Here is a 20,320-nt window from a genome sequence, read left to right as displayed (position 1 = left end):
ACGCATGGCAAGCATTCTTGATTTGCGGCGACGCATCCGCAGCGTGCGGAATACGCGCCAGATCACCAAGGCGATGAAGATGGTCTCCGCGGCCAAGCTGCGCCGCGCGCAGGAGCACGCGATGAACGCGCGTCCCTACGCGGCGCTGCTGGCCAGCGTGCTGAACTCGCTGCGGCGGCGGCTGGAGACCTATGACGCGACCTCGGCGTATCGCCAGCATCCGCTGCTGGTGACCCGGCCCGAGAAGCGCGTGCTGCTGATCGTGGTGGCGGGTGACAAGGGCTTTGCCGGCGCGTTCAACACGAACATTGTGCGCGCGGCCAGCAACTTTATTCACGAGAATGATCACCACCAGATCGACATTGAGCCGATTGGCCGCAAGGCGCGGGACCATTTCCGCCGCGCTTATGGGGTTGCCGATTTTGTGGAACAGCATGACGAGGCCACCGGGACGACGCGGCGCGTGCGCCGCAACCGTGGCGGCAATATCGAAGTGACCGGCGATCATCCGGGCGTGCTGCAGAGCCTGAGCTTTGACGAAGCGCACAAGCTCAGCCAAGAGGTGGTGGCACGGTATGCCGAGGCGGAGATTGACGCGGTGTACCTGGTCTACAACGAGTTCAAGTCCGTGATTCAGCAGCGCGTGGTGGTGGAGAAAGTTTTGCCTCTGCTTGAATTTGGCCAGCGCCAACTGGCGGCGGTGGAAGAGATGTCGCGCGAAGAGCGCGAGCGCGCGGCTGTGGCCGGAGCCTCGGCAGGCATAAGTCCCTACGCCGAAGAAGACGAGGGCGCGGGTGAGAAGTTTGGCACCGAAGATGTGGACTACACGTATGAGGAAGATCCGATGGAGATCTTCAGCGGGCTGCTGCCGCAGTACGTGGCGTCGCAGATTTATCACGCCATGCTGGAGTCAGTGGCGGCCGAGCACGCCGCGCGCATGACCGCGATGGATGCGGCGACCAGCAATGCATCGGACATGATCGATGACCTGACGCTCACGATGAATCGCGTGCGCCAGGCGGCGATCACCAAGGAAATTATCGAGATTGTGAGCGGCGCGTCCGCGATCGGATAGGGATTCGAGAGAGAGAAAGCTTTATGGCAGAGAATATTGGCACAGTGATTCAGGTTTCAGGCCCGGCCGTCGATGTCCAGTTTCCGGAAGCGACGATGCCCGGGATTTATCAGGCGCTGCGCGTGGTGAGCGACGGTTTTGACGTTCCCACGCCGATCAACGTCATTCTGGAAGTGCAGCAGCATCTGGGCGAGGGCCGCGTGCGTTGCGTGGCCATGGAAGCCACGGACGGCATGGTGCGCGGCATGAAGGCCATTGACCTCGGCGGCCCCATCTCCGTGCCGGTGGGCCGTGAGACGCTTGGCCGCGTGCTGAATGTGATTGGCGAGCCGGTGGACAACATGGGTCCGGTGCAGGCCAAGGTGCATATGCCGATTCACCGGCAGGCTCCTGCCTTTGACGAGCAGGCGACGGGCGAAGAGATGTTTGAGACCGGCGTGAAGGTCATCGACCTGATTCAGCCGTTTTTGAAGGGCGGCAAGATCGGCCTCTTCGGCGGCGCGGGCGTCGGCAAGACGGTGGTGATTCAGGAGCTGATCAACAACGTTGCGTCGAAGCATGGCGGCTTCTCGGTATTTGCCGGCGTGGGCGAGCGCACGCGCGAGGGCAATGACCTGTGGCTGGAGTTTCAGGAAGCAGGCGTGATCGACATTCACGATTTCAGCAAGTCAAAGGCCGCGCTGATCTACGGCCAGATGACCGAGCCGCCCGGTGCGCGTCTGCGCGTCGCACTGACGGGGCTGACGGTGGCCGAGTACTTCCGCGATCAGGAAGGCGCGGACACGCTGCTGTTCATCGATAACATTTTCCGCTTCACGCAGGCCGGCTCTGAGGTTTCGACGCTGCTGGGCCGCATGCCTTCGGCTGTGGGCTATCAGCCGAATCTGGCGACGGAGATGGGCGAGCTGCAGGAGCGCATCACCTCGACCAAGAAGGGTTCCGTTACCTCGGTGCAGGCCGTGTATGTGCCGGCCGACGATATGACCGATCCCGCGCCGGCAACGACGTTTGCTCACCTCGATGCGACGACGGTGCTTTCGCGTCCGCTGTCGGAGCTGGGCATTTATCCGGCGGTGGATCCGCTGGCTTCGACCTCGCGCATTCTGACTCCGGCCGTGGTTGGGCAGGAGCACTATGACGTGGCGCAGGGCGTGAAGCGCATTCTGCAGCGCTACAAGGACCTGCAGGACATCATCGCGATTCTGGGTATCGACGAGCTTTCAGAAGAGGATCGCCTGACGGTTTCGCGCGCGCGCAAGGTGCAGAAGTTCCTCTCGCAACCGTTCCATGTGGCCGAGCAGTTTACGGGCATTCCGGGCCGCTACTGCAAGATTGCGGACACGGTGCGCAGCTTCAAGGAAGTGATTGAAGGCAAGCATGACAGCGTTCCTGAGCAGGCCTTTTACATGAAGGGCACGATTGAGGAAGTGCTGGAAGAAGCCGAGAAGATGCAGGCGGCGAAGTAGCCATGGCAGAGAAGAAGCAAATCCAGGTCCGGCTGGTGACGCCCGACCGCATTCTGCTGGATGTGATGGCGGACGCGGTGGAGGTGCCGTCCAAGGCCGGGTATTTCGAGGCGATTCACGGCCATGCGCCGGTGCTGGCCCAGCTTTGGCCGGGCGAGGTGAAGGTGCATGGTGCGACTGGCGAAGGCGCGGGACAGCGCTTTCTGGTGGCGCGCGGCTTTGCCGAAGTGCTGCCGGAGCGGGTGACCATTCTGGCCGAGGTGGCGACCACCCCGGACAAGGTGAATCACACGGCGGCCGAGGGGCTGAAGCAGCACGGCGAAGAGCTGTGGCAGCAGGCCGGCGACGACGCCAGCAAGTATGATGCGGCGCTCGAAAGCATTGCCGAAGCGGAGATGCTGCTGGGAAGCCACGCGCAACACGAATAAGCCGGAAGATAGCGGAGCAGGACGGGCGGCGAAGAAGCGATTCTTCGCCGCTTTGCTTTTGGGGAGTATGTCGCTTTGTGTTGCATGCGATGGATAACTTCGTCATATAGTCTTCACGTTTTTGGGGAAGAACGTGTATGTTGATCGAGTCGAAGTTATCCCAAGGCAAGGGCGCTGCAAATTGTATGGGCTGGCGGCCGGATGGAAGCAGAGAGTGAATCTACGGGCCGCCGCATGCACAGACACAGGGGCTCTGCGGGCAAACAACGAAGACGCATTTCGCTACAGCATGGAGTCGCGCGTGTTTGCCGTTTGTGACGGCATGGGCGGCGCGGCGGCGGGCGAAGTGGCGAGCCGCATGGCCGTGGATCTGATTGTGGAGTGCGTGGCCGCGAGCGCGAAAGCTCCTCGTGCGGCTATGGAAAAGGCGATTGCCGAGGCGAATCGAAAGATTTTTGCCCGGGCGCATCGCGAGACGGCGCTGCTCGGCATGGGGACCACGCTGGTGCTGGTGCGGGTGGAAGACGGCGTGGCGCACCTGGCGCACATTGGCGACAGCCGCTGTTACCGCTGGCGCGACGGCGCCCTGGAGCGGCTGACGCAGGATCATTCGCTGGTGGATGAGCAGGTGCGGCTGGGGCAAATCTCCGCCGAGGATGCGGTGCGTTCCCCGTACAGGAATGTGATCACAAGGGCGCTGGGCACGGACACGACAGTGGCGGCGGATTTTCAGGAGCTTGCGCTGGAGACGGGCGATGTGCTGCTGCTGTGTACGGATGGGCTGACGCGGGAGCTGAGCGATGCAAGGATGGCGGCGGAGCTGGCAGCGCATTTGAAGGCTGGCGAGGGATTGCCCGAAGCCTGTGAAGCGTTGATTGAGGCTGCGAATGCCGCAGGTGGTCGCGACAACATTACCTGCCTGCTGATTGCGTGCGCAGAGTAAAGGCCGCGAAGGGTCCCGGCCTGTAAGGCTCATCAAAAAACTCAGAAAAGCAGCGTTTTGTGGAGCGATTCCCGCGGCGGGTGCAGGACAACTGCAGCGTTGCGGTGCTAAGCTGTCAGGTTTTCGCTGGAATCAGCGCAGGAGAACCGATGAGCACCCCGACTCTGCAGGAAGTATTGCCCGCAACCTATCCCTTCACCCTGACCGACGATCAGGAGCAACTGCGCAAAGAGATTCGCGACTTTGCCGCGCGCGAGATCGCTCCGCATGTTTCGGAATGGGATGAGCACAGCACCTATCCGCTGGAAGTGGTGAAGCAGATGGGCCGCATGGGCCTGATGGGCATCATTTTTCCGGCCGAGTATGGCGGCTCGGGAATGGGCTATGTGGATTACGTGCTGGCCATTGAGGAACTGTCTGCCGTGGATGGCTCGGTGGGCATCATTGTGGCCGCGCACAACTCGCTTTGCTCGAATCATATTTTTCTTGCGGGCAATGAGGAGCAGCGGCGGAAGTATATTCCGAAGCTGGCCACGGGCGAGTGGATTGGCGCGTGGGGACTGACGGAGCCGGGCTCCGGCTCGGATGCGGCGGGCGCGCGCACGACGGCGGTGAAGAAGGGCGACAAGTGGGTACTGAATGGCTCGAAGACCTTCATCACCAACGGCTCGTATGCCGATGTCACGGTCGTGATTGCGGTGACGGACAAGACGCAGGGCACGCATGGGCTCTCGGCCTTTGTGGTGGAGAAGGGCACACCCGGGTTTCGCCCGGGCAAGAAGGAAAACAAGCTGGGGCTGCGTGCGAGCGATACGGCGGAGCTGATTTTTGAGGACTGCGAGATTCCGGAAGAGAATCTGCTGGGCAAGCTGGGCGAGGGTTTTGTGGACTCGATGCGCATTCTGGATGGCGGCCGCATTTCGATTGCGGCGCTGTCGCTGGGCATTGCGCGCGGGGCGCTCGATTGCTCGCTGAAGTATGTGAAGGAGCGGCGGCAGTTCGGCAAGGCGATTGCGGAGTTTCAGGGCATTCAGTGGAAGCTGGCCGACATGGCGACGGAACTGGATGCGGCGCGTCTGCTGACGCAGCGCGCGGCGGTGCTCAAAGATGCGGGCAACAAGGTGACGCGCGAGTCGAGCATGGCGAAGCTGTATGCGAGCGAAGTTGCGGTGCGCATCTGCGATGAGGCGGTGCAGTTGCACGGCGGGTATGGGTTTATCAAGGATTATCCGGCGGAGAAGTATTACCGCGACGTGAAGCTGTGCACAATTGGCGAAGGCACGAGCGAGATTCAGCGGATGGTGATTGCGCGCGAGATTCTGAAGGTGAGTCCGTCGCGGGGATAGGGTTGGGCGCCCAAGTAGAGGCCTCTTTGGGAGGCTAATAAGCGAAGCGTGGCAGGTCGCAACTTTACCGACCTGCCACCATTGCAATGTCTAGGAGGCTTTGTTTGGCGAGACCGCTGCCTTCATTGCTTCCAGTTGATCACGCATGACCTTATTCTCGATAAGTCGCTGCACATTGTCCCAATGCGGGCGAGACTTTCCGAGTGCATTCAGTACGTATCCGGCTTGAGCGCAAGCATCCTTTGTCGTATCCATAACCTCAACCGCTATGGCATCCCAAAGCAGTTTCACATTCTTGAAATCCGTGACCCATTCAAATCCCGTCTCAGTCCTTCGGATCATTTGTCTGAAGGCTGCCAAGATAGGGTAGACAGCGGCCATGTTCAAGCGGTGTTCAACTTTTTCCCCCGTGAATGGCATAACAAATGGAGGGAGTGGTGTCTTCCGCTTTTCTCCCTTTGAGTCTGTGTGGATTGAATCGACAAATTTCAAAGCGCCGAACCGCCCACCCGTTTCGTTATAGACCCTCTTGGGCTGTGTCCGAATGTAGTCCTGAAGTTCGAGTATTTCCTTCAGTTTCGGTGCAAGCGCGTGATACCCAGCAATGTCTTTGCGGAAATCGTCAATGAGACCTGTTTTATAGGCATAGGCGTTGTGCGGTGTGCGACGGTGGTCACCGATTGGATATACGTCGCTTCTAAAGCAGGTCATTGTCGCTACGATATCTTCGATTTTGACCGAGCCTTCATCGCCTTCTCGCCATTGAATGCTTTTCTCGATCCTAGTTCCCTTTAATGAAGCCTTTAGCGGCTCAAAAGCTCCCTTGAGTTCTAATAGCGACTGAGCTTTTACTTGTACCGACGTGTTATTTGCACCAGCCACTTCTGGGATCACATTGCTGTCCAATCCAACAACCACAGAAACCTTAATGAAGTTCGGTGGCATCTGGTCTATTCCGGGCGACTGCTGTAGCTCACGCAGGATAGCCAGGCCGTGTCCTCCGTTCATTACCCCTTGGCCCGGTTTGAAATGAAGTACAGCGGTTTTGTTGTCTAGTTCTTCAACTGACTCAGCGATGACATTGATGCCAAGATGCTTGTAGCCAAACAGTCCCGGAGTCGCATCTTCGTCGGGGTCAAGTGCCCCGTCAAGTGCGGCGTTCCGCACCGACTTGTAGACCCGGCGTTTTTTTGCCGCATCTGAAGGGCGTGCGTTTGCGTCTGTGGGGAGGTCTGGGATGTAACGAGTATCGACGCGAAATTCGTATGTCAGGATGGATTTGGGATTGAATGGATCCTGAAGCTTGCGTGCTGTAAGGAAAGGCAAAACAACGGAAGTAGGTTCAGTCATTCTCGTACTCTCTCTCGCCAGCGATGTGGCGGATGTATTCAGTCTCTCGACGACGGTGCGTCCGAAACTGCGAAAATAATACATCATCTGGTTTAGATGTCAATGGAAATATGTTGCGTGAGTACTGGGCTACAGAATTCGCTCTGAGCCCGGAGTTAAGCCAGATAGTAAGTTGTTGAGACCTTGCATTCAGAACTCCAAATCCCGAGAGCGCTGCCCCAATCTGTGAGCGATCAAGGGCATTTCTGTGGTAAAGAAGGGAGTGGCCCTGATCGCAACCGATGCTGTGGATGAGCTGCTGGCGCGCCTGCGCGGCGGCAATGTGCGTGCGCTGGCGCGTGCCATTTCTCTGGTGGAAGATGATTCCGCCGATGCGCATGCGGTGCTGTCGGCGTGCTTTCCTTACAGCGGCGGTTCGTTGCGCATTGGCGTGACCGGCTCGCCGGGCGCGGGCAAGAGTACGCTGGTGGACCGTCTGGCGCGGGGGTATCGCGAGCGCGAGGAGACGGTTGGGGTGCTGGCTGTCGATCCCACCAGCCCTTTTACGGGCGGTGCGATTCTGGGCGACCGCATTCGCATGGCGGAGCGGCTGAGCGACCCCGGCATTTATGTGCGCAGCATGGCGACGCGCGGCTCGCTCGGCGGGCTGTCACAGGCGACAGCCGATGCGGTGACCGTGCTCGAAGCGAGCGGCAAGCAGAAGGTGCTGGTTGAGACGGTGGGCGTGGGGCAGGACGAGGTGGACATTGTGCGCCTGGCCGATGTGACGCTGGTGGTGCTGGTGCCAGGCATGGGCGACGACGTGCAGAGCATCAAGGCCGGCATCATGGAGATTGCCGATATCTTCGTCATCAACAAGGCCGACCGCGAGGGCGCGGATCGCGTGGAGAAGGAGATTCGCGCGATGCAGTCGCTGGTGAGCCAGCACGCGGGGGACGATGTGTGGGTTCCGCCGATGGTGCGCACGGTGGCCTCGACCGGGCAGGGTGTGGCGGAGCTGATGGCGGCCATCGATGGGATGCATGCGTGGCTGAAGCAGGAAGACCGGCTGGCGAAGCGGCGGCGGCGCTATTGGCGGGAGCGCATTGTGGAGATGATGCGGACGGAGCTGCTGCGCGAGGTGCGGCAGCATGGATTTTCAGAGCAGGAGCTGGAGACCTATGCCCGGCAGGTGGAGCGGGGGAAGCAGGACCCGTATGCGCTAGTGCATCGACTGGTTGCCGAGCGATTTTCCGCGGTGGATGAGGGGCGCAAGCAATGAGACAGATTGAAGGAATTGGCGAGCTGCCGGAGATTCGCATTGACCATCTGGGCGTTGCGGTGAAGAGCCTTGCCCAGGCGCGGTTGTTTTATGAGGCGCTGGGACTTCAAGTAACGCATGAAGAAACGGTGGAGCACGAGCGCGTGAAGACGGCGATGCTGCCGCTGGGCGAGAGCCGCATTGAGTTGCTGGAGCCGACGGCGGAGGATTCCGCCGTGGGGCGATTTTTGGCGAAGCGTGGCGAGGGGCTGCATCATGTGGCGCTGCGGGTGGAAAACATTGCGGCGACGATGCAGCGGCTCAAGGAGCGCGGCGTGCGGTTGATCTCAGAGCAGGTGCAGGTGGGCGCGGGCGGGCATTTGTATTTCTTTGTGCATCCGGCCAGCGCGGGCGGAGTGCTGCTGGAGATTGTGCAGCCTGTGGCGGTGGATGAGGGCGAGACGGCATGAGGGTGCTGGCGGTGGATACGTGTGGAGCGGAAGGCAGCGTGGCGCTGGCCGAGGTGGACGCGCGCGCATTGCGGCTGATTGAGCAGAGGCTGCTTGCGGGCAGGTCGTGCGCGGAGATGCTGATGCCGGCGATTCGTGCGCTGCTGGAGACGCATGCGCTCGCGGTGAAGGATTTGGATGCCATCGTCGTGGTGCGCGGGCCGGGCAGCTTTACCGGCGTGCGCGTGGGGCTGAGCACAGCCAAGGGACTGGCACAGGCGGCGCGGCTGCCGGTGGTGGGGCTCTCGCGCCTGCAGGTGCTGGCGCATGCGGCGGGCAGCCGGGCTGCGGCGCTCGATGCCGGGCGCGGTGAGGTGTATTTCGGCAAAGCCGGGCAGGAGAGCGGCGAGGCTGTACTGCATCCCGATGAGGTGCGGGCCCAGGTGGCGGAGGCGGATGTGGCGTGCTGTGAAGACAGCGTGGCGCGCAGCCTGCCGGGGGCGCGGCGGGTGGCGGCTCCTACGGCGGAAGACGCCCTGCGGCTGGCGCTGGAACGTCTGCGGCGGGGTGAGTTTGACGATCTGGCCGCGATGGACGCGCACTACCTGCGGCGTTCGCAAGCCGAGGTGGTGGCGGATGGGGCCGCGCGTTGATGGAGCTGCGTTCCATGCAGGCGGCCGATCTGCCGTGGGTGATGGAACTCGACCGCAAGACGCCGGGTTCGCCGCATTGGTCCGCGCAAACGTATGAGTCGCTGCTGCGCCCGGATGAGTGGCCGGCGGCGCTGCGCTATTTTGCGTGTGTGGCTGGGCAGGAGGGCGGCGGGGCCGGGGTGGTGATTGCACGGCTGCTCGTGGACGGAGTGGAGAATGCCTGCGAGCTGGAGTGGATCGCCGTAGAGGATGCGTTTCGCCGCCGGGGCGTGGCGCGGCGGTTGCTGCAGGCGCTGGAGGAATGGGCCAGCGGGCTGGGCGGACGGCGCATTCTGCTGGAAGTGCGGGCGGGAAATGAGGCAGCGCAGGCGCTTTACCGGCGGGCCGGGTTTTGCCAGGCGGGATTGCGGCGGCGCTATTATCTTGATCCTGAAGAGGACGCGGTGCTGATGGCGAAAGAGTTGCGGGCGGTGGAAAATCGACCGCAAAAAGCCATTGAAGAAGAGCTAACCGGGTGCTAGCGTAGGACGTCCTAGAAAAGTAGTACCGGAGGTGCTGTGTATGGATATAGATCAGAAGGCGGCCAGCGAAGTGATTCGCAGCCTGGAAGATCAACATCGCCATTACGAGCAACAGCTCGCAGCTCTGCTCGCGAAACCCTACCTCTCAGAAGACGAACAGCTTGAGGAAGTCCGCCTCAAGAAGATCAAACTCCGAATTAAAGACGAAATTGCGGCCCGTCAGTCCCTGGGCGCACAGCTTCATTACGCCTGACGGCGAACCACTTCTAAAACTCCTGAGAGACTTGCGGTGTGGCAAGGTATGGGGCATTCCTGTGCCTTGCCAGCCGGGAGTACCGTGCCGGTTGGGCGAAATGCCGCAGCGTGCCGGAAGCGAAGACTTATAATCGAGTCTGTTCTGAGCCATGGTACGAGACGGATATTTTTACGGATTGGCGCTGCTGGTTGTGGCAGTGATTGTGCATCTGCTGACAGGCGGATGGAGCTGGGCTGTGCTTCCGCTGCTATTGGCGGCGTTTTTCCTGTGGTTCTTCCGCGATCCCAAGCGGGCGATTCCGGGGGGCGAGGGCTTGGTGGTGTCGCCTGCGGACGGCAAGGTGACCGAGGTGGCGCGTATTCGCACGCCGCAGGGCGAGTTGCAGCGCATCAGCATCTTTTTGAGCGTCTTTGATGTGCATGTGAACCGCTCGCCGGTGGCTGGCACCATTGCGAGCGTTGCCTATCAGAAAGGTCTGTATTTGAACGCGATGGACCCGGCCTCCGCAAAGAAAAACGAGCAGAATACGGTCGTGGTGCGTGCCGATGCGGGCTATGAAATCACCTTCAAGCAGATTGCCGGATTGCTGGCGCGGCGCATCGTATTCACCAAGCGCGTGGGTGACCGGGTGGAGCGCGGACAGCGCGTGGGCCTGATCAAGTTTGGATCGCGCACCGACATTCTGATGCCGCCGGGGTTTGAGATTCTGGTGCGGCAGGGGCAGCGCGTGAGCGGGGGATCGACCATTCTGGCGCGTGCGGCCGAAGGAGCAGGCGTGCTGGCAGCGGCACCCACGGCGCCCGGAACGCTGGCATCGACGGAGAGACCGATTTGAATGGACTGGCACCCTTGCCTGGCCTGAAATCCGGAGAGAACGGCAAGCGCGACCGCAAGCGGCGGCGCGGCATGTATATTCTGCCGTCGATATTTACGGCGGCGAATATCGGCGCGGGATACTTTGCCATTACCCAGAGCCTGCAGGGCTCGGCGCTGGAGCCGAAGTATTTTGATCACGCGGCGCTGGCGATTGCGTTTGCGATTCCGTTTGACGCGCTGGACGGGCGCATTGCGCGCATGACGAACACGACCAGCGACTTTGGGCGCGAGCTGGATTCGCTGGCCGATGTGATTACGTTTGGCGTTGCGCCGAGCGTGCTGGCCTTTACGTGGGGCTTTCAGATGCTGCCCTCGGCCATGGACGCGGGCCTGCATCAGAAGCTGGTGCAGTTTGGCGCGTTTCTGTGCTTCCTGTTTCTGCTGTGCGGGGCGAGCCGGTTGGCGCGCTTTAATATCAGCCATAATCCGGTGCCCAAAAATCCGGGCCGGCCTGGGCGCAAGTATTTTGTCGGCATGCCGATTCCGGCAGCGGCCGGGGTAATTGCCGCCGTGGTGCATTTCTTTGGCGGTATTCCGGTCTCAATGAGTGCGGTGGCCATTACCTGGATGGTGCTGGTGGGCTTTCTGGGCTTTTTGATGGTGAGCACCTGGAGATTCTGGAGCGGCAAAGAGATCAACTTCAATAGCCGCCAGCCCTTCCAGTGGATAGTACTGTTTGGGCTGGTGATGTATGCGCTGGTCTTCTTCTCAAGGTACGTGCTGGCGGCCATGGCGCTGGCCTATATGTTTTCAGGCGTGATTGCCCGGCTTGCGTATTCCTGGCAGCGGCATCGCAGAGGAGCACACGCCCAAGTTTTGAGTGATAACTCACCCCAGCGACCAGGACCTGTCGCCGGGGACCCCGATACTACGACCCATTGATGCCAGACCTATACAAAATCGCTATTGTCGGCGCTTCGTCTCTTCGCGGTAAGGAGCTGAATGAAGCGCTTGCGGAATCTCCCTTTGCCAACGCCGACTTTGTCCTGATGGACGAGGAGGAGCAGATCGGCCAGCTGGAGGCGGTGGGCGATGAAGTCGCCCTGATCCAGCGGATTGAGCCGGAGTCTTTCCGGCGCGCTGACTTTGTTTTCTTTGCCGGTTCAGAAGAGGCCACGCGCAAGCATTGGCACAGCGCCCAGAAGGCGGGAGCCAGCATTGTGGACCTGACCGGCGCCATGGAGAACGAGCCGGGCGTGTTGCTGCGCGCGCCGTGGCTGCAGGAGGCAGGCGAAGCTCCGGCGGAGATGCCCGGGTTGACGACTCCGGCCCTGGTGTCGGCAAATCCCGCGGCGGTGGCGCTGGCGCTGCTGATGCAGAGGGTGGAGCAACTGGGCAAGGTGCGTTGCGCCGCGGCGACGGTGCTGGAGCCGGCCTCAGAGTATGGCCGTGCCGGCATGGATGAGCTGCACCAGCAGACGGTGACCCTGCTGAACTTTCAGTCGCTGCCGCGCATGGTTTATGACACGCAGGTGGCCTTCAATGCGACGCCGGTCTTTGGCGAAGCGGCACGCACGCCGTTGCAGGCGAGCGAGAGCCGCATGCGGCGGCATTACTCTTTGTTGCGGGCAGGGAAGCATCCGGTGATGCTGCAGTTGGTGCATGCGCCGGTCTTTCATGGCTACACGCTGTCGCTGGCGATTGAGATGGAGCAGGCGGTTGAACTGGAGCACATGGAAGCCGCGCTGCAGGGCGAGCATATCGACCTGATTCTGGGCGATGCGGATGCGCCGACCAATCTCAGCTCAGCCGGGCAGAGCGATGTGCTGGTGAGGCTGCGCACCGCCGAGGATAAGCCGCAGGCTACGCGCCAGTTCTGGCTGTGGGTGGCGCTCGATAATCTGAAGCTGGCAAGCCTGAATGCTGTGGCCTGTGCCATGGAGTTGCAGCGCCTGCGGCCCAAGGGCAAGGTGCAGTAGGGACTGCCCGGGGCTCAGGCCCCGGGGTTCAGGCCCCGGGGTTCATGCTTGGGGCAGTTTGTATGTGGCGTAATCGAGGCCAGTCAGTGCGCAGATGGCCTCGACGACCAGCTCATGGTCGGCGCGCTGCGGCAGGCCGGAGACGGTCACGCAGCCGATGATTCCAGCACTTTTCACGCGAATGGGAAAGCATCCGCCGTGGGTCGCGAAGTCCACGGTGGGTAGCCCCTGCTTTTCTTCGAGGCTGCTCTGCTTTTCGGCCAGTTCGAGGCCGATGGCGTAGGAGCTGCGATGAAAGCGGGCGACGACGTTGGTCTTGCGGCGAACCCATTCGGCCTGGTCGGGCACCGCTCCGGGCAGCGCTGCGGTGAAGAGCACCTGGCCAAAGCGGCGGACGTCAATCACCAGCGGGTAGCCGCGCTCGACGGCCATCTGGCGCAGGCGTGAGCCAAGCTGCCATGCGGTGTTTTCATCAAAGTGCTCGAAGACGAGGGCCGATTCCTGGCGGGCGACGAGGGCGATATCTTCAGCGAGGCTCATGAGGAGAACGATTGCCTTTGGTGAGATGATGGTGTGCATGAGCAGAGTAGCGCGCCCGGGTGTCTTCGTCGAGGCTGCGGCTTTGAACCGCAGAAGATTCTTACAACTCAGCGCGAGCGCCGCGCTTGCCGGTGTGGCCAGCAAGACATTTGCGATGGGTTCTCCTGATCCGCTGACGCCGGCCGCCTATCAACTGATGGGGAGCCAGGTGGGTTATCTGGCGCAGGCGGCGAAGATTGCCACGGTGCAGTGGGCTGCTCATGAGCGTGGAGACGCGCGATCGTTTCGCGTGCTGCAGATGAAGCCGGACGGCACGCCGGGCAAGCGCGTGCATCAAGGGCCGCTGAGCGCGGCGCTGCAGGACGAGTTGAGCGGGGACCGCGTGCAGCTTGCGGATTTTTCAGCGGTGAAGGAAGCAGGGCGGTACCGGCTCGAAGTGGAGCATGGCGACCCATCGGCGTCGTCACTGGAGTTTGCAGTGGGCGATGATGTGCTGCGCGATCCGCTGCGGCTGGCGATGCGCGCCTATTATGGGCAGCGGTGCGGCTGCGAGGTGAATCTGGGCGGCGGGTATGAGCATCCTCCCTGCCATTTGAAAGATGCTTTTGACGCGACCTCGGGCAAGACCGGGCTGTTTCAGAATTACGGCGGATGGCACGATGCGGGCGACTATGGCCGCTACATCGTGAATTCGGGAATCTCGACGGGCACGCTGTTGTGGGCGTGGGAGATGTATCGCGATCAACTGCAACCAATGCAGTTGCAAATTCCGGAATCGGGCGGATCGACGCCGGATTTTCTGGCGGAAGTGCGCTGGAACCTGACCTGGATGCAGGCGCTGCAGGACAAGGACGGCGGCGTGTGGGACAAACAGACCAGCCTGCACTTCTGCGGTTTCATCATGCCGCAGGATGATGCGCTGGTGAGCTATGTGATCGGCTCTGGCGAGCCGCCTTACAAGATTGCGACGGCCTCGGCCGATTTTGCCGCCGTGATGGCGATTGCAGCGCGAGTGTATCGCGAGTTTGATCCGGTCTTTGCCGACGCGTGTCTTGATGCGGCCAAGCGGGCGTGGACCTGGGCGATGGCGCATAAGGATGCGTTGTTCCTGAAGAATCCGCCGACGGTTTCAACTGGCGCTTATGGAGACGCGCACGACAGCGATGAGTTGCTGTGGGCATCCGCCGAGTTGTGGCGCACCACCGGCGACGCGCAGTATGAGGCGCCTGTGCTGGCCCGCTGGCGGGCACTCGAAAAGCCGCTGCAGATGGATGTGCCGAGCTGGGGCAATGTGGCTTCGATGGCCTGGTGGACGTATGCGATGGCGGAGCATCACGGTCAATTGCGTGGCGATGCGAAGCTGGTAGCGCAGATTCATGCGTCGACCATTGGCGCGGCGGATGGCCTGGTGAAGCAGAGCCGGAAGAATGGCTATGGGCAGACGCTGGCCGAGGCCGATTACGATTGGGGATCGAATGGCACAGCAGGAAATCAGGGATTGCTGCTGCTGATGGCGCATCGCTTTCATCCGCAGGGCGAGTATCGCGAGGCTGCGCGGGGCAATCTGCATTATCTGCTGGGGCGCAATTGCTTTGGCGTTTCGTGGGTGACGCATGTGGGCACGAATCCGTTTCAGCATCCGCACCACCGGCCCAGTGTGGCGGATGGCATCGCGGCTCCGTGGCCCGGGTTGCTTTCCGGCGGGCCGAACCGGCATCCGGGGGATCCGGCAGCGAAGACAGTGCCCACGCAGCCGCCGATGCGCATGTGGCTCGATGACTGGCAGGCCTTCAGCATGAACGAGGTGGCGATCAACTGGAACGCTCCGCTGGTGTTTACGCTGGCGGGCGCACAGGGGTAAAAGAAAAGTCCCACGCTCGGTGAGCGTGGGACTTTCTATTTCGGGGCTCGATCAGAAGCCCATGATGTTGTAGCCGCTATCGACATAAATGGTTTCGCCGGTGATGCCGCTGGCCAGGGGCGAGGCCAGAAATACCGCCGCTCCGCCTACCTCAGACTGATCGGTATTGCGATGCAGCGGAGCGCGATCGGCGTGGGCCTTGAGCATGTCTCCGAGACCGCCGATGCCGCGCGCGGCCAGCGTTTTGATGGGGCCGGCCGAGATGGCGTTGACGCGAATGTTCTGCTTGCCGAGATCGGCGGCGAGGTAGCGCACGGTTGCTTCGAGTGCCGCCTTGGCGACGCCCATCACGTTGTAGTGGGGCACTACTTTTTCCGCGCCAAAGTAGCTGAGGGTCATGATGCTGCCGCCCTCGGTCATGAGCGGAGCCGCGGCGCGGCTGAGGGCGATGAGCGAGTAGACGCTGATGTCATGCGCAACACGGAAGTCTTCGCGTGAAGTGAGCACGAAGTCGTTCTTGAGCGCATCGGCCGGCGCATAGGCGACCGAATGCACGAGAATGTCGAGCTTGCCGTAGCGCTCTTTGAACTGCGCGAAGACGCGCTCGATTTCCTCGTCCTGCGAGACATCGCACTGGAATGCCTCGGCGCCCGGCACTTCCTGAATCAGGCTTTCAGCCTCGGCGCGCAGGCGCTCATTCTGATAGCCGATGGCCAGAGTGGCTCCGGCGGCGTGCAACTGCTGCACGATGCCCCATGCGATGCTGCGTTTGTTGGCGACTCCGAAGACGACGGCGACGCGGCCTTTGAGATCGATCATGAAAACTCCTCTGTCTGCACCATGGAAAAGCATACCAGCCTCGGCTAGAGCGCTTCGAGGGCTTCGAGGTCGATCAACTCTACATGCTCGATGGGCTGGCCCAGAAAGCGGCTGCCGAGGCGCTGGAATTTGGCCGGTGAGTCCGTGGCGAAGAAGCGTGGAGCGGCGGGTGTGCCCGCCTGGGGCGCATGCACAGCGGCGGCGACCTGCGCGGCGGTGACCTCGGCCGAGTCAATGACGCGAATCTGGGCGGGGATAGCCTGCTCGATAGGCTCGCGCAGCAGCGGATAGTGGGTGCAGCCGAGCAGCAGTGTGTCAGGAGCGAGCGCTGCGGCTTTGGATTGGTGCATGAGTTCAGTGAAGTAGATGCTGAGGACTTCGCGCGTGACGGGGTGGTCGATCCATCCCTCTTCGACGAGCGGAACGAGCAGCGGGCAGGCTTTCTCCACCGCGCGCAGATTGCGCTCGGCGCAGGCGGTGGCGTAGGCGTGGCTTTCCACGGTGGCGGCGGTGGCGATGACGAGCACATCTCCGCTATGGGAGTGAGCCTGGGCTGCGTTTGCGCCGGTTTCAACGACGCCGAGCACGGGAATATCGAGCGCGGCACGCAAGTCGTCGAGCGCGAGCGCGCTGGCGGTGTTGCAGGCGATCACGAGATACTCCGCACCCTGGCGGACGAGAAACTCGGCGGCGGAGACGGCGTAGCGCGCGATGGTTTCTCGCGACTTTGCGCCATAGGGAAGGCGTGCGGTGTCGCCGAAGTAGAGGAACTCCGCTTGCGGCAGCTCGCGCAGCAGCGCGCGCAGCACGGTGAGGCCGCCGAAGCCGGAATCGAAGACGCCAATGCGAAGAGGATGCGAGTGAGAAGGATTCATGCGATCAGGATGTGGGTTGCGGTGCGGCGTTCTCTACCTGGTAGGTGCGGGTCAGATCGGCGTGGCCGGCGAGTGTGGGCTGCGCGTGCCCATCCACCAGAAAGCGAACCTGCTCGATGGAGGGGAAATCAGCATGCAGCGTCTGAATGATGGAGAGCAGCGTTAGTGTCTCCGGCTCTATGCCGGAGGGCTGCGCCGGCGGAAAGGCAGCGTTGAAATTGACGACGGCGAGCTGGTGCGATGGGTCACCGGGCACGGGCAGCAGAAAGACGCTCTCGACGCCGGCCTTTGCATCGACGGGATGCTGCGAGCCGGGGGCGCTCCAACTGGCGATGAGCTGATTGAGCAGATCGCGTGCCCGCTCGGATGGGTCAGCGGGCAGCGCCAGCGTCTTCTGCTCTGAGGCCAGCGCGCCGGTCATATCGTTTGGCATCATCCAGGTGACCGAAACTTCTGGCGCGTTGTCTGGCTGCGCGAGAGGTGTGGGTTGCGGCAGGGCTGCGAGGCGGTCCTGCGCCTGCTCACGCATGCGAATCAGAATGGCCGCGAGCGCGACGCAGCCGACCAGCAGCAGCGCAAACAGGAACTGTTGCAGGCGGGTGATCATGGCTGGCCGCTCCAGTCCTGCCGCCATTGCACGAGTGCCGCGGTGATGGCGGTGAGCACCTGCGTCTGGTAGTGGGGATCGTCGAGCGTTTCTCCGCGAGTGATGCTGCCGGATTGCATGGGCGCAAGCTCAACGGCAACGGCCGGGCAGGTGAGATTGTCGAGCGGCTGCAGAAATGTGCGGCCGACGACGACCGGAATGCCGGTGGGTGTGAGGGCTGCGTCCATGTCAGACGAGAGGCGGATGCTGGCGCTCACATAACCGGCCTGCGCCGTGGCCCATGCGGGAACGGCTGTGCGCGGAGCGGGTGCGAGTGATGACGTGAAGAGATGCACTCCCACTCCGCTAGCGGTGGCATGCAGGATGAGACAGGCTGCTGCCTGCGCATGATTGGCCATGCCGGCGCGCGTGAGGAGGTCAGGATCTGTGTCGCCGGTGCGCGTCATCACCACATTGAAGCCCCGCGATTGCAGCAGGGTGCGCAGGCGAGTGGCCATCTCAAGAGTGACGCTTTTTTCTTCGAGCGCGGGCGAGATTTTTGCGCCGGAGTCGCTGCCGCCATGGGCCGGATCGAGCACGATGACAAAGCGTTGCACCGGCGGTTGCTGGGCCATCAGCGGCCAGGCAGTGCCGAGCGCGGCCAGCAGGGTCAGCGTTGCAGCCAGAGATCGAAGATGCTTCGAGGAGCGCATAGAAACAGGAGCGAGAGACTTGTGCCGCATGGACTGGAAAGTCAATCTTGCGGAGTGCTTATCCGTGCCGATTGTATCGCAGGGGCTGGGCTGGCCGAGTGCCGCGGCCAGCAGCGGGGGAGGGGCTGAATGGCGTACATTGAAGGAAAGCCCCGGCTTCCGGCAGTGTGTTGGCCGCAGCCCTCAAGAGAATGCATGCTGGCAAAGATGTTCTTCCCATTGCGCGCGCCCTTCCAGACCCTGGTATGGCTGGTGCTTGCGTCCGGATGGCTCTGCTGGGCGGCGGTTGCGCAGACAACTTCCTCCCAGCCGCAAAGCGGGCCGGGTTCCCAGGTGCCCGCGGTGGCCCCCGCGCAGACGGTGCTTGCGAATCCGAAGCAGCCGGAGACGCAGCCGAGTTTGCTGGTGGATCGCGATCCGGTATTGTCGCCGGACTATGAAGACGACCAGCCGGTGAGCGCGTCGAGGCCGCTGAGCCAGCAGCGGGCGCGCGAGATACAGCATCTGCGCGGCAACGAATACATGATTCGCAGGAATGTCGATGAGGTGGTGCTGAACTGCACGGTCGTCGATAAGAAGGGCCGCCTGGTGACGGATCTGACCCGGCAGGACTTTCATGTCTGGGAAGACAATAAGCCGCAGGTGATCGCTTCGTTTTCGCATGAGGATTTGCCGGTTTCGATGGGCATTCTGGTCGATAATTCCGGCTCCATGCAGAACAAGCTGAACGCCGTGGACAAGGCGGCGCTGGACCTGGTGCGGGCGTCGAATCCGGACGATGAAGCATTCATTGTGAATTTTTCTGATCAGGCCTATCTCGATCAGGGCTTTACCTCAAGCATTGCCAAGCTGGAGCAGGGGCTGGCGCACACCGAGGCGCGCGGCGGAACGGCGCTGTATGACGCGATTGTGGCCTCGGCCGATGAATTGAGCAAGGATGCCAGGCATCCGAAGCAGGTGCTGCTGGTGGTGACCGATGGCGAAGACGATGCTTCCACCATGAACCTGCAGCAGGCCATTCAGCGCGTGCAGGCGTTGCATGGGCCGGAGATCTATGCCATTGGGCTGCTCTATGACGACTCAGGCGATGAGGCGCATCGCGCGCGCAAGGCTCTGGAGCAGCTCACCGAACAGACGGGCGGGCTCGCGTACTTTCCGCGTTCTCTTGAAAACGTGGATGAAGTCGCGGCCGAAGTGGCGAAGGACATTCGCAACCAGTACACGATTGGCTATCATCCCACGCGGCCGGTGCGGCTGGGCGGCTATCGCACCGTACGGGTGGAAGCCAAGGCACCGGGTCACGGACGCCTGATTGTGCGCACGCGCACCGGCTATCTTGCCACGCCGAATGCGAAACGTTGAAGCGGCCTCGAAAGACGGAAGGGCAGGCCTGCGCCTTCTCCTGCTACACTAGCGAGTTTTGCAAGGGAGTGGATGGAGCATGAATGAGAAGCTGCGTGTAGCCAACAGCGTGACCGAGCTGATTGGATGCACCCCGTTGTTGAGGATTGGCAGACTTGCTCCGGCTGGAGCCGCGGAGATTTTCGCGAAGCTGGAGTTTCTGAATCCTGGCGGCAGCATCAAGGACCGCGCCGCGCTCGGGATGATTCTTGAGGCCGAGCGGCAGGGCAAGCTGAAGCCCGGCGCGACCATTGTGGAGGCGACGGCCGGCAATACGGGCGTGGGCCTGGCGCTGGTGGGTGTAAATCGCGGCTATCGGGTGATTCTGTTTGTGCCGGAAGGCTTTGCCGAGGAGAAGTGCATTCTGATGCGCGGCTTTGGCGCCGAGGTGCATCGCACGCCGGAAGCCGAGGGCATGGCCGGCGCGATTCGCCGCGCTCTGGCGATGGCGAAAGATGATCCGAACGTCTTCGCGGCTCTGCAATTCGATAACCCGGCGAATCCGCGCTTTCACCACGACACCACGGCCGAAGAGCTTTGGGAGCAGATGGAGGGCCGGGTGGATGCTTTTCTGGCGGGAGTGGGCACGGGCGGCACCTTCTCTGGCATTGCCCGCTTTTTGAAGGAGAAGAATCCCGGCGTGCTCACGGTGGCGGTCGAGACGGAGGGTTCGATTCTGCAGGGCGGCCAGCCGGGGCCGCACAAGGTGGAAGGCATCGGCGTGCATTTTGTCCCGAATACCTTTGACCGCGAGGCCGCGGACGAGATTGTGGCAGTGAGCGATGCCGATGCCTTCGCGATGGTGAAGCGCATGGCCGCTGAAGAGGGGCTGCTGGGCGGCTCAAGCGCGGGCGCCATGATGTATGCGGCTGTCGAGGTCGCGAAGCGGCTCGGGCCGGGCAAGCGCGTGGCGACGATTGTGCCGGACTCGGCCGAACGGTATCTTTCCAAGAACATTTTTGAGGGCGGCCTTTAGGGCAGCGAGCAGTATTTTTCAGGAGAA

The 20,320-nt window shown here is 61.9% G+C and carries 22 protein-coding genes; 16 read left to right on the top strand and 6 right to left on the bottom strand.

The window, feature by feature from the left end; all coding sequences use genetic code 11:
• Window positions 1-4 precede the first annotated feature (4 nt).
• From ACP_RS04910 to ACP_RS04890, 5 genes are all read left to right on the top strand, one after another.
• Window positions 5-1,075 carry a F0F1 ATP synthase subunit gamma gene (locus ACP_RS04910; protein WP_015896188.1) on the top strand — a complete coding sequence of 357 codons (1,071 nt, stop codon included), beginning with the start codon at window positions 5-7 and terminating at the stop codon, window positions 1,073-1,075.
• A 23-nt stretch (window positions 1,076-1,098) separates the two neighbouring features.
• The gene (gene atpD / locus ACP_RS04905) at window positions 1,099-2,541 is read left to right on the top strand and encodes a F0F1 ATP synthase subunit beta (protein WP_015896187.1); all 1,443 of its coding nucleotides are present in this window, start codon (window positions 1,099-1,101) and stop codon (window positions 2,539-2,541) included.
• Window positions 2,542-2,543: 2 nt separating this feature from the next.
• Window positions 2,544-2,969 (top strand): ATP synthase F1 subunit epsilon, encoded by a 426-nt coding sequence (gene atpC / locus ACP_RS04900; protein WP_015896186.1) that lies wholly within the window; start codon window positions 2,544-2,546, stop codon window positions 2,967-2,969.
• Between the two features lie 214 nt (window positions 2,970-3,183).
• A complete protein-coding gene (locus ACP_RS04895) occupies window positions 3,184-3,912 on the top strand; it encodes a Stp1/IreP family PP2C-type Ser/Thr phosphatase (protein WP_041839948.1) in 729 nt (242 codons plus the stop codon).
• Window positions 3,913-4,061: 149 nt separating this feature from the next.
• The gene (locus ACP_RS04890) at window positions 4,062-5,258 is read left to right on the top strand and encodes an acyl-CoA dehydrogenase (protein ID WP_015896184.1); all 1,197 of its coding nucleotides are present in this window, start codon (window positions 4,062-4,064) and stop codon (window positions 5,256-5,258) included.
• A 90-nt stretch (window positions 5,259-5,348) separates the two neighbouring features.
• Here ACP_RS04890 and ACP_RS04885 read toward each other — a convergent pair whose 3' ends face one another.
• Window positions 5,349-6,608 carry an AIPR family protein gene (locus ACP_RS04885; RefSeq protein ID WP_015896183.1) on the bottom strand — a complete coding sequence of 420 codons (1,260 nt, stop codon included), beginning with the start codon at window positions 6,606-6,608 and terminating at the stop codon, window positions 5,349-5,351.
• A 262-nt stretch (window positions 6,609-6,870) separates the two neighbouring features.
• Between ACP_RS04885 and meaB the strand changes: the two genes are divergently transcribed.
• The 8 genes from meaB to ACP_RS04845 all read left to right on the top strand — a co-directional run bounded on the left by meaB (window position 6,871) and on the right by ACP_RS04845 (window position 12,522).
• Window positions 6,871-7,869 (top strand): methylmalonyl Co-A mutase-associated GTPase MeaB, encoded by a 999-nt coding sequence (gene meaB / locus ACP_RS04880; protein ID WP_202944491.1) that lies wholly within the window; start codon window positions 6,871-6,873, stop codon window positions 7,867-7,869.
• On the top strand, window positions 7,866-8,318 hold the full coding sequence (gene mce, locus ACP_RS04875) for a methylmalonyl-CoA epimerase (RefSeq protein WP_015896181.1): 453 nt from the start codon (window positions 7,866-7,868) through the stop codon (window positions 8,316-8,318). The genes meaB and mce overlap by 4 nt, the downstream gene beginning before the upstream one ends.
• On the top strand, window positions 8,315-8,950 hold the full coding sequence (tsaB, locus tag ACP_RS04870; protein ID WP_015896180.1) for a tRNA (adenosine(37)-N6)-threonylcarbamoyltransferase complex dimerization subunit type 1 TsaB: 636 nt from the start codon (window positions 8,315-8,317) through the stop codon (window positions 8,948-8,950). The genes mce and tsaB overlap by 4 nt, the downstream gene beginning before the upstream one ends.
• Entirely contained in the window at window positions 8,950-9,471 is a 522-nt protein-coding gene (locus ACP_RS04865) for a GNAT family N-acetyltransferase (protein ID WP_052294684.1), read from the top strand. Before tsaB ends, ACP_RS04865 begins: the two co-directional genes overlap by 1 nt.
• A gap of 40 nt (window positions 9,472-9,511) precedes the next feature.
• Window positions 9,512-9,724, top strand: coding sequence for an HP1242/YdcH family protein (locus ACP_RS04860; RefSeq protein WP_015896178.1), 213 nt, complete (start codon window positions 9,512-9,514; stop codon window positions 9,722-9,724).
• Between the two features lie 151 nt (window positions 9,725-9,875).
• Window positions 9,876-10,562, top strand: a complete 687-nt coding sequence (locus ACP_RS04855) for a phosphatidylserine decarboxylase family protein (RefSeq protein WP_015896177.1) — start codon at window positions 9,876-9,878, stop codon at window positions 10,560-10,562.
• A gap of 71 nt (window positions 10,563-10,633) precedes the next feature.
• A complete protein-coding gene (gene pssA / locus ACP_RS04850; RefSeq protein WP_052294881.1) occupies window positions 10,634-11,485 on the top strand; it encodes a CDP-diacylglycerol--serine O-phosphatidyltransferase in 852 nt (283 codons plus the stop codon).
• Window positions 11,485-12,522 carry an Asd/ArgC dimerization domain-containing protein gene (locus ACP_RS04845; protein ID WP_015896175.1) on the top strand — a complete coding sequence of 346 codons (1,038 nt, stop codon included), beginning with the start codon at window positions 11,485-11,487 and terminating at the stop codon, window positions 12,520-12,522. The genes pssA and ACP_RS04845 overlap by 1 nt, the downstream gene beginning before the upstream one ends.
• Window positions 12,523-12,564: 42 nt before the next feature.
• Here the strand turns inward: ACP_RS04845 and ACP_RS04840 are convergent, their stop codons facing one another.
• Entirely contained in the window at window positions 12,565-13,062 is a 498-nt protein-coding gene (locus ACP_RS04840; RefSeq protein WP_015896174.1) for a heme-degrading domain-containing protein, read from the bottom strand.
• A 37-nt stretch (window positions 13,063-13,099) separates the two neighbouring features.
• Here ACP_RS04840 and ACP_RS04835 point away from each other — a divergent pair, with 37 nt between their 5' ends.
• Window positions 13,100-14,923 (top strand): glycoside hydrolase family 9 protein, encoded by a 1,824-nt coding sequence (locus tag ACP_RS04835; RefSeq protein WP_169305916.1) that lies wholly within the window; start codon window positions 13,100-13,102, stop codon window positions 14,921-14,923.
• 51 nt (window positions 14,924-14,974) lie between these two features.
• On the opposite strand, the gene ACP_RS04830 is transcribed toward ACP_RS04835, so the two are convergent.
• The 4 genes from ACP_RS04830 to ACP_RS04815 are packed head-to-tail and all read right to left on the bottom strand — an operon-like array spanning window position 14,975 to window position 17,946.
• Entirely contained in the window at window positions 14,975-15,742 is a 768-nt protein-coding gene (locus tag ACP_RS04830) for an enoyl-ACP reductase FabI (RefSeq protein WP_015896172.1), read from the bottom strand.
• A gap of 44 nt (window positions 15,743-15,786) precedes the next feature.
• The gene (gene murI / locus ACP_RS04825) at window positions 15,787-16,617 is read right to left on the bottom strand and encodes a glutamate racemase (protein ID WP_015896171.1); all 831 of its coding nucleotides are present in this window, start codon (window positions 16,615-16,617) and stop codon (window positions 15,787-15,789) included.
• Between the two features lie 4 nt (window positions 16,618-16,621).
• Window positions 16,622-17,224, bottom strand: coding sequence for a GerMN domain-containing protein (locus ACP_RS04820; protein ID WP_015896169.1), 603 nt, complete (start codon window positions 17,222-17,224; stop codon window positions 16,622-16,624).
• The gene (locus tag ACP_RS04815; protein WP_083770513.1) at window positions 17,221-17,946 is read right to left on the bottom strand and encodes an N-acetylmuramoyl-L-alanine amidase family protein; all 726 of its coding nucleotides are present in this window, start codon (window positions 17,944-17,946) and stop codon (window positions 17,221-17,223) included. The genes ACP_RS04820 and ACP_RS04815 overlap by 4 nt, the downstream gene beginning before the upstream one ends.
• A gap of 165 nt (window positions 17,947-18,111) precedes the next feature.
• Here ACP_RS04815 and ACP_RS04810 point away from each other — a divergent pair, with 165 nt between their 5' ends.
• Window positions 18,112-19,278, top strand: coding sequence for a VWA domain-containing protein (locus tag ACP_RS04810; RefSeq protein WP_238525656.1), 1,167 nt, complete (start codon window positions 18,112-18,114; stop codon window positions 19,276-19,278).
• Window positions 19,279-19,357: 79 nt separating this feature from the next.
• Window positions 19,358-20,293 carry a cysteine synthase A gene (cysK, locus tag ACP_RS04805; RefSeq protein WP_015896166.1) on the top strand — a complete coding sequence of 312 codons (936 nt, stop codon included), beginning with the start codon at window positions 19,358-19,360 and terminating at the stop codon, window positions 20,291-20,293.
• Window positions 20,294-20,320 lie beyond the last annotated feature (27 nt).

This window comes from Acidobacterium capsulatum ATCC 51196 (assembly GCF_000022565.1).
GTDB lineage: Bacteria > Acidobacteriota > Terriglobia > Terriglobales > Acidobacteriaceae > Acidobacterium > Acidobacterium capsulatum.
This window is presented reverse-complemented; position numbering and strand designations above follow the sequence as displayed.